Raw genomic sequence first — 21,022 nt, forward strand, 5'->3', positions numbered from 1 at the left:
TCCTAGGAGAGATTAATAGTTTACAGAATCTATCATCGTATGTTTTTCTCTAATATAAGATGCTTCCTTCATTATATCTTCAACAATCAAATCTGCTGAATGATACACATGGAGTTTCTTTATATTATTCTTCATATTTTCTAATTTTTTTGGATTAGATAGCAACTTATCGACTTCAGATGTCATATCTTCTAATTGGTTAACGACGATGGCAGCTTGTTTCTCTGCGAAAAAAAGTGCATTTTCTTTCTCTTGACCAGGTACCGGTTTGAATAGGATAACAGGAACTCCGATAGCTGTTGCTTCGGTCAATGTAATACCGCCTGGTTTTGTAATCATGCACGATGCGATTCTATATAGTTCATCGACTCTTTCAACATAACTCAACACTTTAAAATGCTCTGGATACACTTGAGCAAGTGGGTCAAGACTCTCTTTTAATAGATGATTATTACCACAAACGACAACGGTTTGGATGTCCTCTCGATTTGTTAAAAATGTCAGACACAATTCCTTTACATTTTTTAATACCCCGTGTGCGCCTGCCATTATTAACAATGTTTTCTTGTTAGGATCTAATTCATACTTTTCGTACAGGTCTAAAGTGTTGTATTCGACTTCGAATTGTGGCCTAATCGGAATACCGGTTACTTTTATTGATGAAGAAGGGACTCCTATTTCGTTTAGCTTACCTTTTACATGGTCTGTAGCAACATAATATTTATCGATATTTTCGTGAACCCATATCCTATGGAGACAAAAATCTGTTAATACATTAAATGTTGGAATCACAGTGCCTGTTTTACGTCTGTATTCCGGAACAACGATCATTGGAAAGGTATTAATGATTATATCAGGTTGTTCAGCTGTAACTATTTGGTGTAAACGCTTATGACCCATTTTAAAATAAAGGTTCATCATCCGTTTATTATAAATTTTATCAACACCATAATAAAATAACCGATAAAATTGCTTGCCAATTGAAAAACTTTTTAAATATAAGTATTGGGTAATTTCAGAAAACACAGGAAACGATTCAGAGTATAGATTGCAGATTGTAACTTTTTTTACACCTAATTCTTTATATTTGTTTTCTAATGTTTTGGCTACTTGAACGTGCCCGTTACCATATTTAGCTGTTAAAATCAGTATTTTTAAATCGCTATTCAACATTTTCACCTCTATCTATTCAGAACGGTTAGAATTAATAAATTATTAATTAAAGTATAATATTTAAAGTATATAAACCTATTATTTCTTTGTGTAAAGGCCAAATAAAGTTTCCTACCAATTGGAATGAACTATTGTATCCAATTACAGGTGGTAACACGATAGTCTAGTAATTAAAGTATCCTCTATTACCTGAAGAGAATAGATGACTTGTTTATAAACAGAAGCTTGTTAACTTTAATTATTATCACAGACTATCCGTTTAAAGAGTACCATATAAATATTACTTTTTTATAAAGCAATTATTAATAATTTCTTAAGATGTAAAATATTGAGAAATGTTTAGTCGGAAATAAAGGTAGAGTGGGGATCTCTACCTGGAATGCAATTTAAGCTTTTTATTAGAAATAATCTTACCCTTTCAATCCCAAATGTAAGGAGTTTCTTGATATACATAATAATTTAGCCAGTTTACAAACAATAGGTTTGCGTGAGAACGCCAACAATGGATTGGAGTTTTTGTAGGGTCATTATCTTTAAAATAGTTTTTTGGAACATCAATAGCTAACCCCTTTGCTATATCCCGATCATATTCGTCTTTTAATGATGTCCGTTCATACTCTGGATGACCCGTTAAAAAGATTTGTTTTCCATCTTCAGACATTACTAAACAAACTCCAGCTTCTTCTGAGTAGGATAGGATTTGAAGTCCTGGTACACGCTCAATCTCCTCTTTTAAGACATCTGTATGCCTAGAATGTGGGACATAATAATAGTCATCAAATCCTCTTAATAATTTTATAGTAGGATGTAAGATTTCATGCTTAAAAATTCCAAAGCATTTTTTTTCAAGAGGATATTTTTTAACTCCGTAATGATGAAAAAGACCCGCTTGTGCACCCCAACAAATATGTAATGTCGATGTAACATTTGTTTTAGTCCACTCCATAATTGTTTGTAATTCTGGCCAATAAGAGACTTCTTCAAACTCTAAGTGTTCGATGGGAGCACCTGTTATAATCATGCCATCATATTTTTTATGACGAATATGCTTGAAAGTTGTATAGAACTCCTCTAGATGTTCAATTGCGGTAGTTTTTGATGTATGTGTTTCCGGCCGCAAAAATGTAATATTTAGTTGTAGTGGAGAGTTTCCTAATAATCTTAATAATTGAGTTTCTGTTTTTTCTTTTTTAGGCATAATATTTAAGATAATGATATTAAGAGGGCGTATATCTTGAGAATAAGCTCTCTGTTCATCCATAATAAATATATTTTCTTGTTCTAATATTTCTTTCGCTGGTAAATGACTCGGTATATTAATAGGCAAAACAAGCACCTCCATATTTATCTTTCATCATCTGATGATTATTAGTTTTTATCATAATATAATTCACATATTTGCTATAAACGTTGTGAGTGTTTTTATACTCATCTTGAGAAGGGTAGATTTCTCCAATATGAATTATCTTTTCAACTATTACGTTTAAATTAAGGCACTTTTCTATACGATATGGCTTTTTGCTTTAATTTAAATGGGGTGGCTTGAGCTAAATGGGACCCCACAGTGTTTACGTTTATAACCGCCGAAGCTAAGACAGACTCACCGCCTACCCCTGAGAAACAAGTATTGCAAGAGGAGGACTACCCATAATGATAAATTAGTTGGAAGAAACATGTTACGAAAACAGTCAAAAATTTTAATGAAACGGTAAAAAACATTAGATTAATTAAATGAAGAGTTCTAATTCTTTATTATAAAAACTTTAGAAAAATAATTCAATTCATAATTGTTTGCATTTAACAATATAAGATGGATGAAGAAAAATCAATTACTATATTTCTTTTTCCAAAATTGTTTTGTATAAATACAGTGATTTACGATTTAATAATAACAGAGCAAAGTCATATTGGGAGGTAGTAAGTTAAAATGTTTGACCCAACAGTATTTGATAATTTAAAAGTTATTATAGAAGGATACATATATGATTTAGAGGCAGAGGGGTCTGTTGTATTAAATGGCAGAAGTGATGTAATCGATATTGCAACGATGTCAAGACATTATTCAATAACGTATGCTAAAGGTACAAACAATAAACAACTGGCGACGCTTGAGTTGTCAATGAACCAACGGCAACTAGCAGGTGAACTATTGAGACAACTCAAAAGTCCTGGTTGTCATATTAAACTAGTATTTTATGAACAGCTACAATATGAAGGTCAGGATGAAATTCTTATGAAGAAAATAAATAAATTGTGGGGACTTCATGAGATAAAACATTCTACAACGAAAGAAATCTCTTCTAACATTGAATCGTACCATTTCCGATATGAAGTGAACTTTTCAACATTGTTTCGAGAAGGTGAAGAGGAGATAGAGGGATTACTCAACTTAATTGATACTTCAGTTTCGTTATTAAAATGAGGTAGTGAATATTGGGCTGGGACATAACAAAAACACCTAGTTAAACACGAACATTGTTTATTAGAGGTTTTATGTGCAGCTTTTATAAAGGTTGATTGGATCTGATTGCGAGACTTCCTGCTGGATGCGTGGGAGAGGCGAGCCTCATGCAGCCGCCCATCGACGTACAAACTAGAGACGGCATCGACTAAAATCAATGGAATATCACGATGAGCCTTACTGCGAATCGATGATGAATTACGTATTGAGTTAACCTGAAGTTTGCTTGTTCGTGCCGCCGAAGCTATGAGGCTCACCATCCACCCGCGGTAAGCGAGTCCAGAACGTCTATCTCTTAAAAAGCAATAATGCTTACCCGATTTTTAAGAGTATAGAGGAAATTAAATCAAAAACCTATATTTTGATCGGATTTGTCTATTGATAACAACATCTTGTTTTAATATCCATATTTTTACACAATGTAGAAATTCTTTTGAAATTGTCATTAAGTATTTTATACTTTTTTAGCTCCTAAATAACGTTCTTTCCAATATGGACCTGACAGGTTGCTTATCGTAACGCCTTTAGAGGAACTTGCATGTATAAATTGGTTGTTACCAATATAAACTCCCACATGTGATGGTCCAGGCTTATACGTTTCAAAGAAGACTAAATCACCAACACCTACTTTTTGTACTTCTTTTGCATAATTCCACAGTTCATTAACTGTCCTTGGTAAAAGGATATTTTCCTTTTCAAAAATATATTTAATAAATCCACTGCAATCGAAACCAGAAGGAGTATTTCCGCCCCAAACGTATCTGGATCCTAATAAATTTTTGGCATTCACGACAATATTATTATTATTAATTTCTTGAACGTTTTGAACTTTGATTTTTGTTAATGTTTTACCTTTTTTATTTCGATTTGAAAGGAGATGAATTTGTGTAGCGGTATTTAAAGTACCTGATAGTTCTAATTTATTTTTCTCTTGGTATTCTTGTACTGCTTTTAATGTGAGAGGACCGAAAATACCATCAATATGTCCTGTGTAATAGTGTAAAGCTTTCAATTTAGTTTGAAAGGATTTTACTTCTTCGTTTTTATCACCTAGCTGGTATGTCTTTTGTTCATTTTGTATTGCGGAGAGAGTTGTTAATGTTCTCTTCCCGACAATTCCATCTACCTTTAAATGATGTAGTTGCTGGAATTGCTTTACTGAATGTTCAGTTGCTTTACCGAAGATGCCGTCAATAGCACCATTGTACAATGTGAGTGAGGTTAACTTCTTTTGGATATTTGATACATAACTACCAGTATGTCCATACCTGACTACTTGCGAGTAATCGTATGAATTCAACTTATTCGAAGTGGCAGGACTTTCATGTGCAAGTACAAGTGTAGGGCCTCCAAACAGCACGCCAGCAGCAACCGAAGAAATGACAATAGCTTCTTTACGTAATGTTACACCTTTCATATTTAAATCACTCCTAACATTAGAAATATGAGTTTTGTTAAACAAAATGTTGAATTAGAAGGGGAATTGTTTATCTGTCAGAATAAAGTTGTCTAAGTGCTTATTGTGAATCTTTTAAAAAGTGACAACAGAGTTAACAACCAAAAAATAAAATAAATATAATATCAATGAAGGATACGATAGAAAGCGGTAATATATGACAGGAAAGGTGTTGTTTTTATAAATATAGACAAGTTCAAACCCTATAAATAGCCCTTGTTGAAGAGGCTATGTTACAATATTATTACGAATGAAAGGAGTGCTCAGAATGAAAATTAAAGCGATTGAACCTACTCCTAGTCCTAATACGATGAAGGTGCTTCTAACGAGCGAATTACCTTCTGGTAAAAGTAATAACTATAAAAAGGAACAGGTAGAAGAAGCGCCTAGTATTATCCGCGATATTTTGTTAATCGACGGTGTAAAAGGTGTTTATCATGTAGCGGATTTTCTAGCAGTAGAAAGAAACGCAAAGTATGATTGGAAAGAGATATTAGCGCAGGTTCGTCAAGCATTTGGTGAAAGTGTGCAGGATGATATGAACGCTAAAAATGACACAGATGAAGCATTTGGTGAAGTTAAAGTGTTTGTGCAAATGTTTCATTCTATTCCGATGCAACTTAAATTAACGGATGGGATAACGGAAGAGCGTGTAGGATTACCAGAACGATTCAAAGAGGCTGTTCTTAAAGCACAGCAAGCTAATGAGAATATTGTTTTTGATAGAAAATGGGTAGAACATGGAGTCCGCTACGGTGATTTATCAGATATTGGACGTGATGTTGTTGCTGAATTAAATGCCTCTTACTCCAATGAGAGGCTGGAGAGATTAATAAACGCTTCCTCCTCAGAAGTAAGTCAAACAACAAAAAATCAAACTAGAAATTCTTATAAAGTTACATTGGAAATGCTAGAAGATGATGACTGGTCTGTCAGGTTTTCACACCTTGACCAAATGGACCCGACTGAAGAAGATATTCCTGTATTAGAAAAAGCATTAAAGGATGAAAAGGCATCGATTAGAAGGCTGGCTACCGTTTATTTAGGGATGATTGAAAAACCAATCGTGCTGCCATTATTGTATAAAGCACTAAAGGATAAATCTGTGACAGTTAGAAGAACAGCAGGTGATTGTCTTTCAGATATTGGAGATCCTCAAGCAATGGAGCCAATGATGGAAGCTTTGCAGGATAAAAATAAACTGGTCAGATGGAGAGCAGCGATGTTTTTATACGAGGTTGGAGATGAACAAGCACTGCCAGCGTTAAAGGCGGCAGAAAATGATCCGGAATTTGAAGTAAGTATGCAAATTAAAATGGCTATTGAAAGAATTGAAGGTGGAGAAGAAGCGAAAGGTTCTGTATGGAAGCAAATGACGGAAAGTAGAAAAGGTTAGAACAGACACTTGTATTTGCAAACAAAAAACCCATATAGTATGCTAAGGTTGATTTCAATGAATGGAGTGATGTTTAATGTCAATGGCATATGAAGAATATATGAAACAAATCGTAAAACCAATGAGAGCAGAGTTAACAAATGCAGGTTTTCAAGAATTGACAACTGCTGAAGATGTAGAAACGTTTCTTTCAAATGTAGAAGGTACGACCCTTGTAGTCGTTAACTCTGTATGTGGATGTGCAGCAGGGTTAGCGAGACCGGCTGCAACACAAGCTGTTTTACAATCAGATAAAAAACCAAATCACTTAGTAACGGTGTTTGCTGGCCAAGATAAAGAAGCAACAAGTAAAATGCGTGAGTACTTTAAAGGCTATGAGCCTTCATCTCCATCAATGGCACTTCTAAAAGGTGATGAAGTTGTTCATTTTATTCCGCGTCACGAAATTGAAGGAAATGCAATAGAAGAAATAATTGCAAATTTAGATAAATCATTTCAAGAACATTGCGAATGAAGGATGCTTATGAAGCATCCTTTTGTTATGCAACGTGAAAGGTAGAATCTGTATGATTGTTACAACTTCAGGAAGAGCAGATCAATATATTATTCATATGGCTCAAGAAATTGCACATGACCTTAATATGAAATATGTCAAAAGAAATAAACAATCTGTTCAAGAATTAAAGCACAACTATCAAGATGATTTATTTGTTGTTGGGAAAAATCGAATTGAGTATCACTTGCTTTTTCAAGAAAGTCCGCTTTTTTTTCATCCGAATTCAGCGATGTTTCGTGTCAAAAGATTAATGAAAGGTGATGAAGACCCTTTCTGTTCAGCATGTAATCTCAAAAAAGGTACTACCTTATTAGATTGTACATTAGGGTTAGGCTCAGATAGTATCGTTGCGAGCTTTTTCACCGGTAGTCAAGGCGTTATAAAAGGAATCGAGGCAAATGAGGTTTTAGCTTACATTGTTAGAAAAGGGTTAAAGCAATGGGAGACAGGCGTACTTGAGCTTGATTATGCAATGAAACGTATAGAGGTGGTACATAATGACCATTTTACCTTTTTACAAATGTGTTCAGACAATACATATGATGTCGTATATTTTGACCCAATGTTTGAAGAAGCTATTGAAAGTTCAGAAGGACTAAATCCTTTAAGAGGGGTAGCAAGTTATAACCCACTAAGTATAGAAATAATAAGTGAAGCAAAACGCGTAGCGAAAAAAAGAGTTGTATTAAAGGACCATTGGAAAAGTGAACGTTTCGAACAATTAGGCTTTGAAGTGTTCAAAAGAAAATCAGCAAAATTCCATTATGGCGTTATAGAAATATCAAATTAGTGGAAAATCTTTAATGGAGGTGTTTCAATATGGCAAAAAGAAAAGCTGACCCATCAAAAACGGGATTAAGTTCTCCTGATTTCGAAGGGCAAGGGTTAATAAAGGAAAAACAAAGTATCGGTAAACAAGAAGAAAAAAGGAAAAAAGACTAAATAACGTAAAAAGGGTATTCCATTTGGATGTGAATACCCTTTTTCTATCAGTAAACTAAAACATACGTTATTTTGTATCTTGTTTCATCTGTTATCTCGAGCACATTTTTTTCATGTGCTTTTTAAAAATACAAATACTCAAGTTAACCACAAAATAAATACTTAGAATACATGAATAATTACGATTAAAAGTATGTATTAATCAGTAATTTCTACATAAATAAAGTACGCTAACGTAATAAAGGACAAAATAATGAAAATTGTTGAATAGCTCATGTATATACCTCCCTCTGATAAAGTGTAGTTTACAGTACTATCTATTGTAAACGTTTTTGTATAGTATTAAAAGTGTTACTGAATTTATTTGAATGTAATATAATTGATATATTCATAGACTAAAGTTTATGATAAAATTAACGTAACAATTGTAATTGGAAGGAAGACAGGATATGAACAAATGGCTTAGGAAATCACTTGTCATTTTATTCTCCATTGCAACCTTTGGACTTGTGACACCACCTGCTTCTTTAGCAATTGCTGACAAACCATCTGAGGACTCTACTGAAAAAGCAGATTTAACGAATAAACCATTTGAAGAGGTTACTACCACATTCTCTGCTGAACCAGAAGAATCTTACCAGATTAAAGACCAAATATTGTCTAATATTATTACTGAAGCAGAACAAAAAGCATACCTTAAGTTTGGCGAAAAAATTGGTGGGAGAATTGAAGATGAATTTAAAGATGTCATCTTTCCGAAAATCGAAGAGATCATTACATATTATCTAAATGAAGAGTCTGATGAACTGTTTGAACAGCTAGAGGTTTCAAAACCTACTGGTGGAACAGGAGAAAAGATTTTTCATATATATAATACGAAAACAGGTCAAGATGTACTTCGATTTCATGTTCGTAGAGAAAACAAACCATTAGAAGGATACTGGTTTAATTTCCACTATCACAGTTACCATGATTCTTTTCAATCTCACAAAGATCTTGGTAGTATTTATTGGGACAAGAATACACCACCAAATTGGATGAACTAAATTGACTAATTCTAAAAAAGCACATTTATGTGCTTTTTTATTTATGCTCTTATCTAAAAGATTGTGGCTTTTTGTACTAACCTTTTTAAGGGTTTGTTGGAGCTGACCTGAGATACTCCTGCGGGATGCGTGGGAGAGGTGAGACGTGAGCAGGCGTTTACGCTGAGGAGTACGAAAAGATTAGGCGGCTTGCCCATCGACGTACAAACTAGAGACGGGCATCGACTAAGACCAAAGGAATCACGATGAGTCGAATGGCGAATCGATGATGACTTATCGTAGGGAGGTGACCTGAAGTTTGATAACGGATAGCCGCAAGGAGCTATGAGGCTCACCACCCACCCCGCTATTGCGGAGTACTGTAGCGGAAATAAACCGTAAACGACAACTCGGTTAAAAGCAACAATGTTTACGAAAACAGCCTTTATTTATTGATATAGTTATTCAAGATTATAGTGATTTCATCATAGGGTTTATTTTTAGGGACTTGCTGAAATCTCTCGTTACAACTTCATATAACTCCATTCCGTCACCCTCCCTGTCTCCTAGCAAAAATCTTTGCAAACTTTATTAATTGAAACAGAATGTTTCTGTTGTAATAAAATGTAAAGGTGTTTTTAATGAATGAGACCACTCTAATCTATTAATATATGTTAATATAATGATAGTTATATATACTCACATTATGATTACACAATCCTTAATCTTACATCATTGAAAGGAAGTTCACCATGAGGAAAGGATTCTTCATTTTCTTTTGTTTTTTCATAACTATTCCGATTTTCTTTCTTATAGGTGCATCACAATTACAAGGGATAAAGCTTTCGACTTATACATTTCAAAAAGTAGCATTTTCTTTATCAAAGCCTGTATTAGGTGAAATTGTATTCTTGCCTGAAAGCGCTTTTAACGAAGAAGAAGTTATAACGATGTTAAATAATTTAGAAAAAATTGATAATAATATTTTAAATCTAGCTGAAAAAAAAGATATAAAAATAAAATTATTCAAAGGCTCATTAACCGAACAAGATGGTCTACAACGACTAAAAAGCGATAAGCCAAGAGGCTATACAAACAATGACCCTAATTGGGAATCAGTACCCGGAATGAGTGAAGAGAGCACTGTTTATGTGAAAATTGGTCATAGTGAATACGGAAAAGGACATAGTTCTGTAGCTCTAGAACTACATGAGTTTGCACATGCAATTGATAGACAAGTGTTTTTCTATGTTCGCAAGGACCCTATGTTTATTTCGATTTGGAAACAAGAAGCAGACCGGTTATTTCCTTCCCAGCATTATTTTGTCAACTTTGCTGAGGAGTATTTTGCCGAGGCCTTTGCAATGTACTATTACAATTCTAAAACAAACGAGGCACTATTCAAAACAGCTCCACTCACATATTCGTTTCTTCAATCATTGGAGATGAAAGCAGCAGAGTTAGTGAAATAATCTTGTAAATATGATTAAATATAATGATAGAATAGAACTTGTATTAAATAGTAAGGGGAACTGATAACATGAAGCAATATTTAGATTTATGTAAACATGTACTTGAGAATGGTGTTAAAAAAGAAGATCGGACAGGAACAGGGACAATTAGTACGTTTGGTTACCAAATGAGATATAATTTGCAAGATGGTTTTCCGTTGATGACGACAAAAAAACTCCACACGAAATCGATATTTCATGAACTGCTTTGGTTTCTATCAGGAGATACAAATATAAAATATCTTCAAGAAAATGGTGTGAAAATTTGGAATGAATGGGCAGATGAAAATGGTGAATTAGGACCAGTATATGGTCACCAATGGCGGTCTTGGCCAGCAAAAGATGGAGCAACGATCGATCAAATTTCAAATGTCATTAACCAGATTAAAAACAATCCAGATTCTAGAAGATTAATTGTATCAGCGTGGAATGTTGCGGATGTTGACCATATGGCATTGCCCCCGTTGTGTTAGATATAAAATTGGGAAAAACTATTAAACTATTGAAAAATATATGATGTTTTCGTTTCTCCCAAAAAATAATGGGGGAAAATAAGCGATAATTTATAATTATGAGCAACAGTGAATATATATACTGCGCTTATATAAATACATATTTGGCAATAGTGAAAGACTGTTAACTGACAGCAGGTTCAATTAAAAATACTTCCTTTTAGCCTTAATTGCAAGTGAATTTTTTTGGTTTATAATAAAGTGAAACAAATAGACAAAGGTGAGAACATCAGACATTTAGAACATCGAATAAGCTGACAATCTTTGTTATAACAACTTAGGGAAAGTGAAAAAGGTTGATTAACCAAACGTAGTGTATTTGATTCACTCTAAGGAAGGTGAATCCATAATAGAATTTAATGAACGTTTTTTGTTTTTCTTAAACAAAATGTCTTTAATTTGAAAATATAGAAGCAAGTTAGATTTATACTTTAAAGGACCAAAACACAAATTCAAAGGTTAATATTGTAGGAGGCTATCAAATTGAATAATGCAGATAAACAATATTTAGATTTAGGAAGAAAAATTTTAGACAAGGGTGTACAAAAAGGAGACCGAACAGGAACAGGAACAATTTCGATTACAGGTGCAGAAATGCGTTTTGATTTAAGTGAAGGTTTTCCACTTCTAACTACAAAACGAGTTCCGTTTCGACTTATAGCAAGTGAAATGCTGTGGTTTATTAAAGGAATGACAAATATACGCTACTTACTCCAAAATAACAATAATATCTGGAACGAATGGGCTTTCAAAAAATGGGTGGAAAGCGATGAATACACAGGACCTGATATGACTGATTTTGGAATTCGTTCTCAACAAGATGAAGAATTCAATAAATTGTATGAAGACCAAATGGACAAATTTAAAAAGCTTGTATTAGAAAATGATGATTTTGCTGAAAAGTTTGGGGAACTTGGAAGAGTATATGGTTCACAATGGAGGAATGCTTTTTATGTGAATCCAGATACAATGGAAGTAAAAACAATAGATCCGTTAAAAGAAGCGATTCAACAAATAAAAGAAAATCCTACTTCAAGACGGATTTTAGTTAGTAGTTGGAATCCTGACAACTACAAAGGACACGCTGGATTGCCTTGCTGCCATCATCAATTTCAATTTATTGTAAGAGAAGATAAATTAGATTTAGTATTTGATATGAGGTCAAATGATTACTTGTTAGGTTTGCCATTTAACATTGCAGGTTATGCTCTTTTAAACCATTTGGTTGCACACGAAACGGGTTATCAACCTGGTGAGGTGATTTATCACGGTAAAGATGTTCACATATATCAAAATCACCTCGACCAAGTAAAAGAACAGTTATCGAGAAAGCCTAAAATTCTTCCAACCTTAAAATTAAATTTAGAAAAACAATCTGTATTTGACTTTGAAATGGAAGATTTAACAATTGAGGGATATTACCCACACCCATCCATTAAAGCACCCGTTGCTGTTTAGGAGAAAATTTATGAAGATATCAATAATAGTTGCAATGGATAACAATAGGGTTATTGGAATAGATAATAAACTTCCTTGGAGATTGCCAGCGGATTTGAAAAATGTAAAAAGAATAACAATGGGACATCCCATCATAATGGGAAGAAAAAACTATGAATCCATTGGAAAACCGTTGCCTGGAAGAAGAAATATCATTCTGACAAGGGATAAAGACTATTCGGCAGCTGGGTGTGAAATCGTTCATTCCGTATCAGAAATATACAAGGTTTGCGGAGGAGAAGAAGAAATCTTTATTTTTGGTGGAGAGCAAATTTACAAGTTGTTTTTACCATTTACCCAAAAGATTTACCTTACAAGAATACACTCCCAATTTGAAGGGGATACCTTCTTTCCAGAAGTAGATTTTAATGATTGGGAAGAGATAATATTTGAAAAAGGGATAACAGATGAACATAATCCTTATTCTTATTCCTTTCACGTATACAAAAAAATATAATGTTAATTAATAATATTCACTACAATTTGGGGTTATCTCAAAAGTCGTATTTTTGGCTTTGAGATACCCCTTTTGTATTTTTTATAGAACTTATCTCAAAACAAAGGTAAAATATTACTAAATGTAGAATTATGTCAAATAAAGCTAATCGAATTGAGTTGAGTATATGGATTTAAAACAAAGAATATCTGAACAACGCCCCCGTGAAAATAGTGGTTCTAGGTCTGCAAATCGATTTGATTATCAAAAAGATTGGGCTATATTAAAACTGATTGAATTGCATAAGACGGGAGAAGATTATCTATTGGTGATGGATTATTACGATGATATCGTGATATTTGATTCCGAATCTGACCCGAAAAATATGGAATTCTTTCAGATAAAGACAAGTGGAGGCAATTGGACACTAAATAAATTGTTAAAAAGAAAAAAAGGGGAGAGTGGTCTTCTTCCTTCAATTATTGGTAAAATGTATGGTTGTAAATTACAATTCCCAAACCATACATTATCATTGAATTTTGTGTCAAATTCTTTCCTGAGTATTGACCTAAAAGATAAAAAAACAAAGAGTCTTACAAAAAGGGATATTCCTTTTTCTGAAATTTGTGATAAAAAATTAGCTATTATCATAAATCAGATAAAGGAAGAACATTCTCTCACAGAAGTACCAGACTTTTTGGAACTAACATTTTTTAAGGTTTCAGACTTAATACTTAACGATAGAGAAATATATGTAAGAGGAAAACTTAGTGATTTCCTTGAGGAGCTAAATCCAAAAGGAACATTCAAGATAAGCTTGGTGTATAACACATTATTTGACGAAGTTAAGCGAAAGAACAACTTTGAAGGTAATATTGCCAACTTTGATGAATTATCACAACGAAAAGGGATTGGTCGCAGCCACTTTTCATCAATTATTAAGAATTTCACTAATGATGATAGTAAATTAGAAAAAATGTGGTCATTAACCGAGAACAGATTAAATGCTGAAGGAGTTCCGTTAGTGGAAATTATGGAACTTCAAGAAGCTTGGGATACCTATAAAGTGGAAAAAATGGATTTAACCAATCAATACTTGCAGGATATACGCAAAACAATTAACAAAATCGTTTTGAACTACCGAGCTAATAAATCGTTGTATAAAGATATTATTCAACCTGCCTTTAAAGATTTTGTTGCTAAGAAACAAGTCGATATATACCCTGAACATTATATAAAGGCAATTATTCTAATGGAGTTATATGGAATATGAATGAAAACTTTAGAAAGTTAATCAGAAATTTGAGGTTAAAAAATGATGAAAAAATTAATATTAAACGAGATCAAGCTAGTTTCGTTATTGGAGAAAAAGGCAAGGAAGTTTCACTTCCATCCAAAGATAACGATAATAAAGGGTGAAAACCATACAGGGAAATCATCCTTAATCAAAAGTATTTATTGGACCTTTGGGGCAACGCCCAAAAACCTACACCCAAACTGGCAAAAGGCAGATGTTATATCATTAATTGATTTTTCAATAGATGATATTCCATACTCTATTCTCCGAAAAGGAGACTTTTTTGCCATATTTGACGAGCAGAAAAATGTATTAGGAACGTTTGATAAAATAACAAGTGGGCTGGGTCCGTTTCTATCCAAATTGTTAGATTATAAAATTAAGCTAAATAATAGAGAAAAGGAGCTTATTACGCCACCGCCAGCGTATTTCTTTTTACCATTTTACATAGACCAAGATGTAAGTTGGAAAGAAAATTGGACAGCATTTACTAATCTTAGTCAACTAAGTAATTGGAAGCCCAACATTATTAATTATCATACAGGCATTAAGCCGAATGAGTATTATGAAATAAAAGCGAATATAGAGTCTATCCAAAATAAAATTGACGAGTTGGAAAGCAAAAAGTCAGTCTCGCAAAATGTTTTAAAGAAACTGTTAGACCAATTTCAAAATGCTGTTGTCGATATTGATATTAAGGTTTTTAAACAAGAAATTGACGAATTAATGGAAAGGTATAAGACCTTAAAGACAAAAGGTGAAATAGCTAGGGATAAAATTGTAAAACTTAAAAGCCAAAAACTTCAGGTGGAAAAACAGGCGACAATTGTTCATAAAACAATGCAGGAATTGCGGAAGGATTATGAATACGCATTGGAAATTGCTGATTCGGTTGATTGTCCAACTTGTGGGCATACTTACGAAAATTCATTCGCCGAGAGATTTTCCATTGCAAAAGACGAAGATAAATGCCAGGATTTACTTATCAAACTAAAAGAAGAATCAAAAGCAATTGATGAAAAGATTGCAAAGGAATACGAGGAATACAATAAAAATAATAAAGATACATCTCAAATCAAGGTATTATTGGAGAAAAGACAAGGCGAGATAAAACTAAAAGATGTTATTCAACACGAAGGCAAAAAGGAGCTAAGGCAACTTTTGGATACGGAAATAACTGACCTTCGTAATGACATAGCTGGATTTGAAGATGAAATAAAGGATTATAAAGAAGATTTAAAAACGATTGAAGATAAAAAAAGGCAAAAAGATATTAAGGACAAATATTACAGTTTAATGAAAAGCTTTTTATTAAAATTGGATGTTCATACAATGTCGGAAAAGAGTTATAAATCAATATTATCTTCAATAAGTGAAAGTGGTAGTGGATTGCCTCGAGCATTGTTGGCTTACTATTATAGCATTTTACATACTATGAAAAAATATAGCACTTCTACTTTTTGCCCCATCATAATTGATTCACCTAATCAGCAGGATCAAGATGAGGAGAATTTAAAGAAAATGATGGAATTCATTTTTAATGAACAACCAGAAGGCTCTCAGTTAATATTAGGTTTAGTTGAGCTAGGGGAATTTGATTTTGAAGGTGAAGTAATTGAATTAACTGAAAAATATCATCTTCTTCAAGGCGAGCACTACGAAAAGATTTCGAAAGAAATAAGGAGATTATTGGATAAAAGTCTACTATAATAAAAAAATAGATTCTTCCTTTTTTAGATAGGATAGAATAATAATTTCTTAGTCAACTATTTAGCAGTTTAAGAGGTAGTTTTTTGACAATTTTAATAATATGGTATACAATTTTTAGAAATATTCATATATAAAAAGCGCTGATGAGAAGAGTAGTTAGGATTGGGTATTTACAGAGAGCTCCTTTTTGCTGAAATGGAGTAATGTTCGTCTTAATGAATAAAGCCTCGGAGCTTCTTGCCAATTTAATTGAAATTAGGGATAGCAAGACGGGTTCTGCCGATAAAAGGATAGAGTATGAAAGTACTTGAAGAGGTTGGTATGGTGATATATCAACAAACTGAGGTGGTACCACGAAGTTAAAACTCTCGTCCTCAAGAATTATTATTTCTTGAGGACGAGAGTTTTTTTATTGCACTTATTTATGTGAAAATTTCCGAAATTCAAGGGGGAAAATAGATGAATCCTTTATTATTAGACGTCCCATTAAAATTAGAAACTGAGAGATTAATACTTCGAGCACCATTACAAACTGGAGACGGAAATATTGTAAACCAAGCTATTAGAGATTCTTTAGATGAATTAAAAATGTGGTTGCCATTTGCCCAAGAGCTTCCGACTATTGAAGAGACAGAGATTAACTTGAGAAATGCCTATGTAAATTTTTTGAAAAGGGAAAGCTTTCGTTTTCTTATCTTTCGTAAAGATACCGATGATTTTATAGGAATAACAAGCCTTCAAGGAATTGACTGGGACATTCCTAAATGTGAAATCGGATATTGGATTAATACAAAATTTAGTGGTAATGGATATATGATGGAAGCTGTAAAAGAGTTAACTAAATTAGGATTAAACCAAATCAAATTTAGAAGAATTGAAATAAGGTGTGAATCAACTAACATTAAAAGCCGTTCTATTGCAGAAAAGCTTGGTTTTGTTTTTGAAGGTACTTTAAGGAATGATGATTTATCTGCAGATGGTAGTAGACTAACCGACACCTGCTTATATTCTATAGTTAATTAAAACTGTTAACTCAGATAAACAAAATAAACAAATCAAGAGTAGGGTAAGTCGTTGATGACTTGTCAAATCCTCTATTTTGTTTAGAAAAGTGGGTTAATAAATATAAAACTAAAATACATAGATAATACAAAATAGGGAGAATGCTTATGAGAATTTGTTTTATTGGGGGAGGTAATCCTCTAGGTGGAGAACTTGATGATGTAATGAATTATTTAACAAAATACGTTGGATTAAAAAGTAAAATATTAATAATACCTTTTGCGACGGATGAATCTAGACTTGATAGATGGTTTAATTCTGTAAAAACTTCTTTTGAGGATATTGGTGTAAATCATATTAGACTTCTTGACTATGGACTTACAAATCAAGAGATGCAAAATGAAATTAAGGAACATAATGTTCTTTATTTCACTGGAGGAAGACCAGAAAAGTTGATGGCTAACTTGAAAGAAAAAGAATTAGTCCAAGCCATAAAAGACTTTTCAGGATTATTGGTAGGTGTAAGTGCAGGTGCATTAGCTTTCAGTAATGACTGTATCATTACAAAAGATGAGGATTATCCTGAAACTTTGGTAATAAAAGGTTTAGGTTTAGTAGATTTTAGTGTAGAAGTTCATTATGATGGAACGGTGGATGTAGAGTTAATCCCTTTATCAGACCAAAGAGATATATATGGTATACCAAATGGGTGTGCATTGTTTTGGGAAGCGGAAGTAATTACACCTATTAATAGTGTATTTCATTTTCATAGAAGAAGTAGAGAGATTATTGAATAGAATTATGGGGAGTAATTACTTCTCTTCAGCTAACGTGCAGCACTAGTCTAAGAAGGACTTTCTTGCTAGTCTTTTAATCAAGGAGTGTTCAGATTAGTTTTTTTGTGGAAATAGGCACTTGAAGCTTTCCATTGTTCTTGAGTGAAAATAGGTGAATAATCATTATGGCTTGAAATAGGACCATACGCCACCCTCCAGGAGAAGAAGATTGACAAGCTACACATTAAGAAAAGAAAAAAAAGCTATGGCTTCTCAAACAAATAGTGAATTCTCGCCTTTTATTAAATAGTTAGTTGCTCTAAGTATTCCAACTTATAAAAGATGTAATCTAAATTTATCTTTCTTTTTATCATTATGATTGTATAAGAAATTGGATAAATATATGTGAATGAAATTGGAACAACTTAAAGTGTAAAATAGAAATAAAAGCTAGTTTAATAGTATTGGGGGGATTCATTTGAATAATAGTGATCAGAAGAAACTAATAGAACTCGAAAATAAGCAAGAGAAAGGAATGGGTGGGGATGGCTCCAACCTAGAATTGATTTTTAAACAGTTTTTGGATTGGTATAAGGATAGTAATTTAAGCAACAACGAGAAAACACTTTGGGTAAAAAATCGATTGAACCAAATTAAAAAGGCACGACAGCAAGAGGAACAAATACCCTTACTTGTTGTTCATATCCTTCCAAAAAATGCTTTTGAAACGAATACTACTAATATAAACTTAGAGGATTATACTGTAATACTTCTTCCGATGTTAGACGGACACACTGGAGATTCACGCAGGATAAATTATCACGGAATTCTATATAGTGAAACATACTCCAATTCCTACACACAATTATATAGAAATGGGATTGTTGAATCAGTTTGTGATAACGTATCAGAAAATAAAAGACTATATGTACACCAAATCGAAATTGGCATTATACGAATGGTTGGGGATTATTTAAATGCGATGCAAAATGTTCCAGACACTTCTTTTGATCTGCATATTACTATCCTAAATGTAGAAGGATTTTATTTTTCACTACCTAGAATGTTAACAAAAAACAATGTGATTGACCAAAAGGACTTATATTTGCCTTGTATTACAATTAAAATGTCAAGTGAAACGAACATAGAAGATGCTATTAAACCAGCTATAGATGTATTGTGGAATGCAGGTGGTTTCCCTAAATCTCTGCCTATTAATGCTTTTTACTAAATCAATTTACGAGGGGTTATTTCATTGCAAAAGAAAAGAGTTTTTATTAGCTACAGTTGGGATTCAAAAGAACACCAGGAATGGGTTTTATATTTGGCAAACCAATTAAGAAAAAATGGTTTCGAAGCAGAAACAGACATCTTTGAAACACAGCAAAAGACAGTTAATCTCTACAAAATGATGGTGGAAAAAGTCCGAGATAGCGATTATATTGTTGTAGTCTTAACAGAAAATTATGCTGGAAAGGCAGACAGCTTTGAGGGCGGTGTAGGGTTTGAATCACAACTAACTCTTCCACTGTTGATGGAAAATCCAAATAAGTTGGTTCCCATTATGAGGCATCGAGGAGATTTTAATAAAGTGTTCCCATTCCATTTTAAAGGACAGTATGCTATTGACTTCAGTAAAGATTCTGAATTTGATGATAAGTTGGAGGAACTGATATATAAACTCTATCAAAAGCCACGCTACTTTGTAGAGCCAGTGGGTGAAGCACCAACGCTTCAACCTAAAATACCTTCTAGAATCAGTCAAACTAGCGCAATGGACAGAAAGGAAACAAATGTATGGGACCTGTCCGATATAGAAATCCCAAACTTAAAACGTCTAACTGACAGGGATATTGATAAATTTATGAAGGAAAGTTATCAGCAGATAATTGAGTTGCTTCATTCCTTACTTAATAAGGTGCAGGAATCCAATCCAAATTTTGAATTTGAACAAGAAGACATCCACAACCTTAAAACAGTATTTAATTTATATATTGACGGTAATAGTGTGGATGGGGTCAAAATTTGGTATGGTGGTTCTTTTGGGAGAAACTCTATCAATCTCTTATACGGTAGACATATGAATATAATGTCTGATAACTCAATGAATGAAATGATATCGTATGAAGTGAATGATAAAAATCAAATTCGCTTAAAAATGACTATGAATATGTTTGGAAATAAAGATGCTTCAACTCCAGAAGAAATTGTTAAAGAAATATGGAAAAATCATTTATCTCGATCCTTCTTATAATACAAAAAAGACAAAGACTGTACTTTTAGTCTTTGTCTTTTTATTGACTATTACATTCGATGAAAGATTAAGGATTGGCTATCTTGGAACTCTGGTTATAAATCAAAGTATAGAGTTTATTCTGTGTGTAATAAGATTTCTTTTAGTGTCTTTATATTTTTTGGGAGTTCTTTCTCATCTTGCTTTATGCTTAATTCTTTCCCTGGTGTTTTGATTAGCTTCCAAGCATCTTCTCTTGGATATCCATTTGAATATTTTACAAAAGAGGTGTCTAAAATTTTTTTGCTAAAATTCAAGACCAACATATGATATTGCCCATACAGCCTAGAAGTTTCCTTTTCTGTTAAAGGTTCTTAGTTTACATAAATAGGATTATTTACTGTCTTATCTAGGGTGAGTTGGATTGCAGTATCAAGAAATTTATTATTAATTAAATGCTGAGTGTATAAAATCATATAAAGATATATCAAAACCTATATTTGTCTATCGAAAAATTTAAGTTAAAATGAAAATATACTTTTATGATAAATAGAGGGGAAACAGAATGAGTGAAACATTACAATACATTGGGACACAAGTAAAAAAGTTAAGAATAAAGAAAGGTTTATCTAGGGAGGACTTGGCAGCAAAAAGTAAAATCACCTCTAATTACTTAGCACAGTTAGAAAGAGCAGAAGTAAATGTAAGTATCAATAAATTGGATTCATTATGCCAAGGGTTGGGGTTGGCAGTTGGCGATCTGTTTCCAACTTCAAACGATGTTGAAACAAAAATAAACTCCTCAATATATAAGGAGTCTATTGAAGAAATTGTAAATATCGTTTGCCAGTTAGAAAGTGAACGAGATATTAGCTTAATTCTCGTTCTTCTAAAAGAAATGAATAAAAATAAAAAGTAATTTTTCTTCGTCTTATTTCTTTATATAAGAGGAAAATAAACTCTTGGTCCAAAGACAATTCTTTGGCATTTAAATAGCATTCTAGTAGTTGGGTATTATTGAGCTTGTAAATCATTGATA

20 protein-coding genes, 1 pseudogene and 1 other annotated feature are annotated in these 21,022 nt (G+C 32.9%); of the genes and pseudogenes, 17 read left to right on the forward strand and 4 right to left on the reverse strand.

The features are described from left to right. Positions 1-12 precede the first annotated feature (12 nt). A complete protein-coding gene (locus tag J2S19_RS00445; RefSeq protein WP_307335580.1) occupies positions 13-1,170 on the reverse strand; it encodes a diglucosyl diacylglycerol synthase in 1,158 nt (385 codons plus the stop codon). A 421-nt stretch (positions 1,171-1,591) separates the two neighbouring features. Then, positions 1,592-2,500, reverse strand: a complete 909-nt coding sequence (gene metA, locus J2S19_RS00450; protein WP_307335583.1) for a homoserine O-acetyltransferase MetA — start codon at positions 2,498-2,500, stop codon at positions 1,592-1,594. A 600-nt stretch (positions 2,501-3,100) separates the two neighbouring features. Here metA and J2S19_RS00455 point away from each other — a divergent pair. Beyond that, complete coding sequence (locus J2S19_RS00455) at positions 3,101-3,595, forward strand: hypothetical protein (RefSeq protein ID WP_307335585.1); 495 nt, start codon at positions 3,101-3,103, stop codon at positions 3,593-3,595. A 493-nt stretch (positions 3,596-4,088) separates the two neighbouring features. Here J2S19_RS00455 and J2S19_RS00460 read toward each other — a convergent pair whose 3' ends face one another. Continuing rightward, entirely contained in the window at positions 4,089-5,051 is a 963-nt protein-coding gene (locus tag J2S19_RS00460) for a C40 family peptidase (protein ID WP_307335587.1), read from the reverse strand. 307 nt (positions 5,052-5,358) lie between these two features. On the opposite strand from J2S19_RS00460, the gene J2S19_RS00465 reads away from it, so the two are divergent. The 16 genes and pseudogenes from J2S19_RS00465 (at position 5,359) to J2S19_RS00540 (ending at position 20,902) form a co-directional block, all read left to right on the forward strand. Then, positions 5,359-6,486: a conserved virulence factor C family protein gene (locus J2S19_RS00465; protein WP_307335590.1), complete on the forward strand. Its 1,128-nt coding sequence runs from the start codon at positions 5,359-5,361 to the stop codon at positions 6,484-6,486. 76 nt (positions 6,487-6,562) lie between these two features. Next, entirely contained in the window at positions 6,563-7,000 is a 438-nt protein-coding gene (locus tag J2S19_RS00470) for a BrxA/BrxB family bacilliredoxin (RefSeq protein WP_307335591.1), read from the forward strand. A gap of 52 nt (positions 7,001-7,052) precedes the next feature. Further along, positions 7,053-7,832, forward strand: a complete 780-nt coding sequence (locus tag J2S19_RS00475) for a class I SAM-dependent methyltransferase (protein WP_307335592.1) — start codon at positions 7,053-7,055, stop codon at positions 7,830-7,832. A gap of 29 nt (positions 7,833-7,861) precedes the next feature. Beyond that, positions 7,862-7,984, forward strand: a complete 123-nt coding sequence (locus J2S19_RS00480) for a YuzL family protein (RefSeq protein WP_307335593.1) — start codon at positions 7,862-7,864, stop codon at positions 7,982-7,984. Between the two features lie 449 nt (positions 7,985-8,433). Then, a complete protein-coding gene (locus J2S19_RS00485) occupies positions 8,434-9,030 on the forward strand; it encodes a YpjP family protein (protein ID WP_307335594.1) in 597 nt (198 codons plus the stop codon). Between the two features lie 731 nt (positions 9,031-9,761). Then, entirely contained in the window at positions 9,762-10,481 is a 720-nt protein-coding gene (locus tag J2S19_RS00490) for an anthrax toxin lethal factor-related metalloendopeptidase (protein ID WP_307335595.1), read from the forward strand. 68 nt (positions 10,482-10,549) lie between these two features. Then, a pseudogene (thyA, locus tag J2S19_RS00495) lies at positions 10,550-10,984 on the forward strand (thymidylate synthase); the annotation flags it as partial. Between the two features lie 531 nt (positions 10,985-11,515). Continuing rightward, on the forward strand, positions 11,516-12,490 hold the full coding sequence (locus J2S19_RS00500) for a thymidylate synthase (RefSeq protein ID WP_307335596.1): 975 nt from the start codon (positions 11,516-11,518) through the stop codon (positions 12,488-12,490). Between the two features lie 10 nt (positions 12,491-12,500). After that, the gene (locus J2S19_RS00505) at positions 12,501-12,986 is read left to right on the forward strand and encodes a dihydrofolate reductase (protein WP_307335597.1); all 486 of its coding nucleotides are present in this window, start codon (positions 12,501-12,503) and stop codon (positions 12,984-12,986) included. A gap of 166 nt (positions 12,987-13,152) precedes the next feature. Continuing rightward, positions 13,153-14,238: a DUF4297 domain-containing protein gene (locus J2S19_RS00510; protein ID WP_307335598.1), complete on the forward strand. Its 1,086-nt coding sequence runs from the start codon at positions 13,153-13,155 to the stop codon at positions 14,236-14,238. Positions 14,239-14,280: 42 nt separating this feature from the next. Continuing rightward, entirely contained in the window at positions 14,281-15,972 is a 1,692-nt protein-coding gene (locus tag J2S19_RS00515; protein WP_307335599.1) for a hypothetical protein, read from the forward strand. Between the two features lie 131 nt (positions 15,973-16,103). Beyond that, positions 16,104-16,351: a binding site (T-box leader), on the forward strand. An 80-nt stretch (positions 16,352-16,431) separates the two neighbouring features. Then, complete coding sequence (locus J2S19_RS00520; RefSeq protein ID WP_307335600.1) at positions 16,432-16,995, forward strand: GNAT family N-acetyltransferase; 564 nt, start codon at positions 16,432-16,434, stop codon at positions 16,993-16,995. Between the two features lie 146 nt (positions 16,996-17,141). Continuing rightward, entirely contained in the window at positions 17,142-17,771 is a 630-nt protein-coding gene (locus tag J2S19_RS00525) for a Type 1 glutamine amidotransferase-like domain-containing protein (RefSeq protein ID WP_307335601.1), read from the forward strand. Positions 17,772-18,228: 457 nt separating this feature from the next. Next, entirely contained in the window at positions 18,229-18,981 is a 753-nt protein-coding gene (locus J2S19_RS00530; RefSeq protein WP_307335602.1) for a hypothetical protein, read from the forward strand. Positions 18,982-19,005: 24 nt separating this feature from the next. Further along, positions 19,006-20,004 (forward strand): toll/interleukin-1 receptor domain-containing protein, encoded by a 999-nt coding sequence (locus J2S19_RS00535; protein ID WP_307335603.1) that lies wholly within the window; start codon positions 19,006-19,008, stop codon positions 20,002-20,004. A 544-nt stretch (positions 20,005-20,548) separates the two neighbouring features. Further along, entirely contained in the window at positions 20,549-20,902 is a 354-nt protein-coding gene (locus J2S19_RS00540; RefSeq protein ID WP_307335604.1) for a helix-turn-helix domain-containing protein, read from the forward strand. On the opposite strand, the gene sda is transcribed toward J2S19_RS00540, so the two are convergent. Further along, positions 20,853-21,017: a sporulation histidine kinase inhibitor Sda gene (gene sda / locus J2S19_RS23635; protein ID WP_370874998.1), complete on the reverse strand. Its 165-nt coding sequence runs from the start codon at positions 21,015-21,017 to the stop codon at positions 20,853-20,855. The genes J2S19_RS00540 and sda overlap by 50 nt on opposite strands. Positions 21,018-21,022: the final 5 nt, after the last annotated feature.

Origin of the sequence: Metabacillus malikii (assembly GCF_030813355.1) — a bacterium.
Taxonomy (GTDB): domain Bacteria; phylum Bacillota; class Bacilli; order Bacillales; family Bacillaceae; genus Metabacillus; species Metabacillus malikii.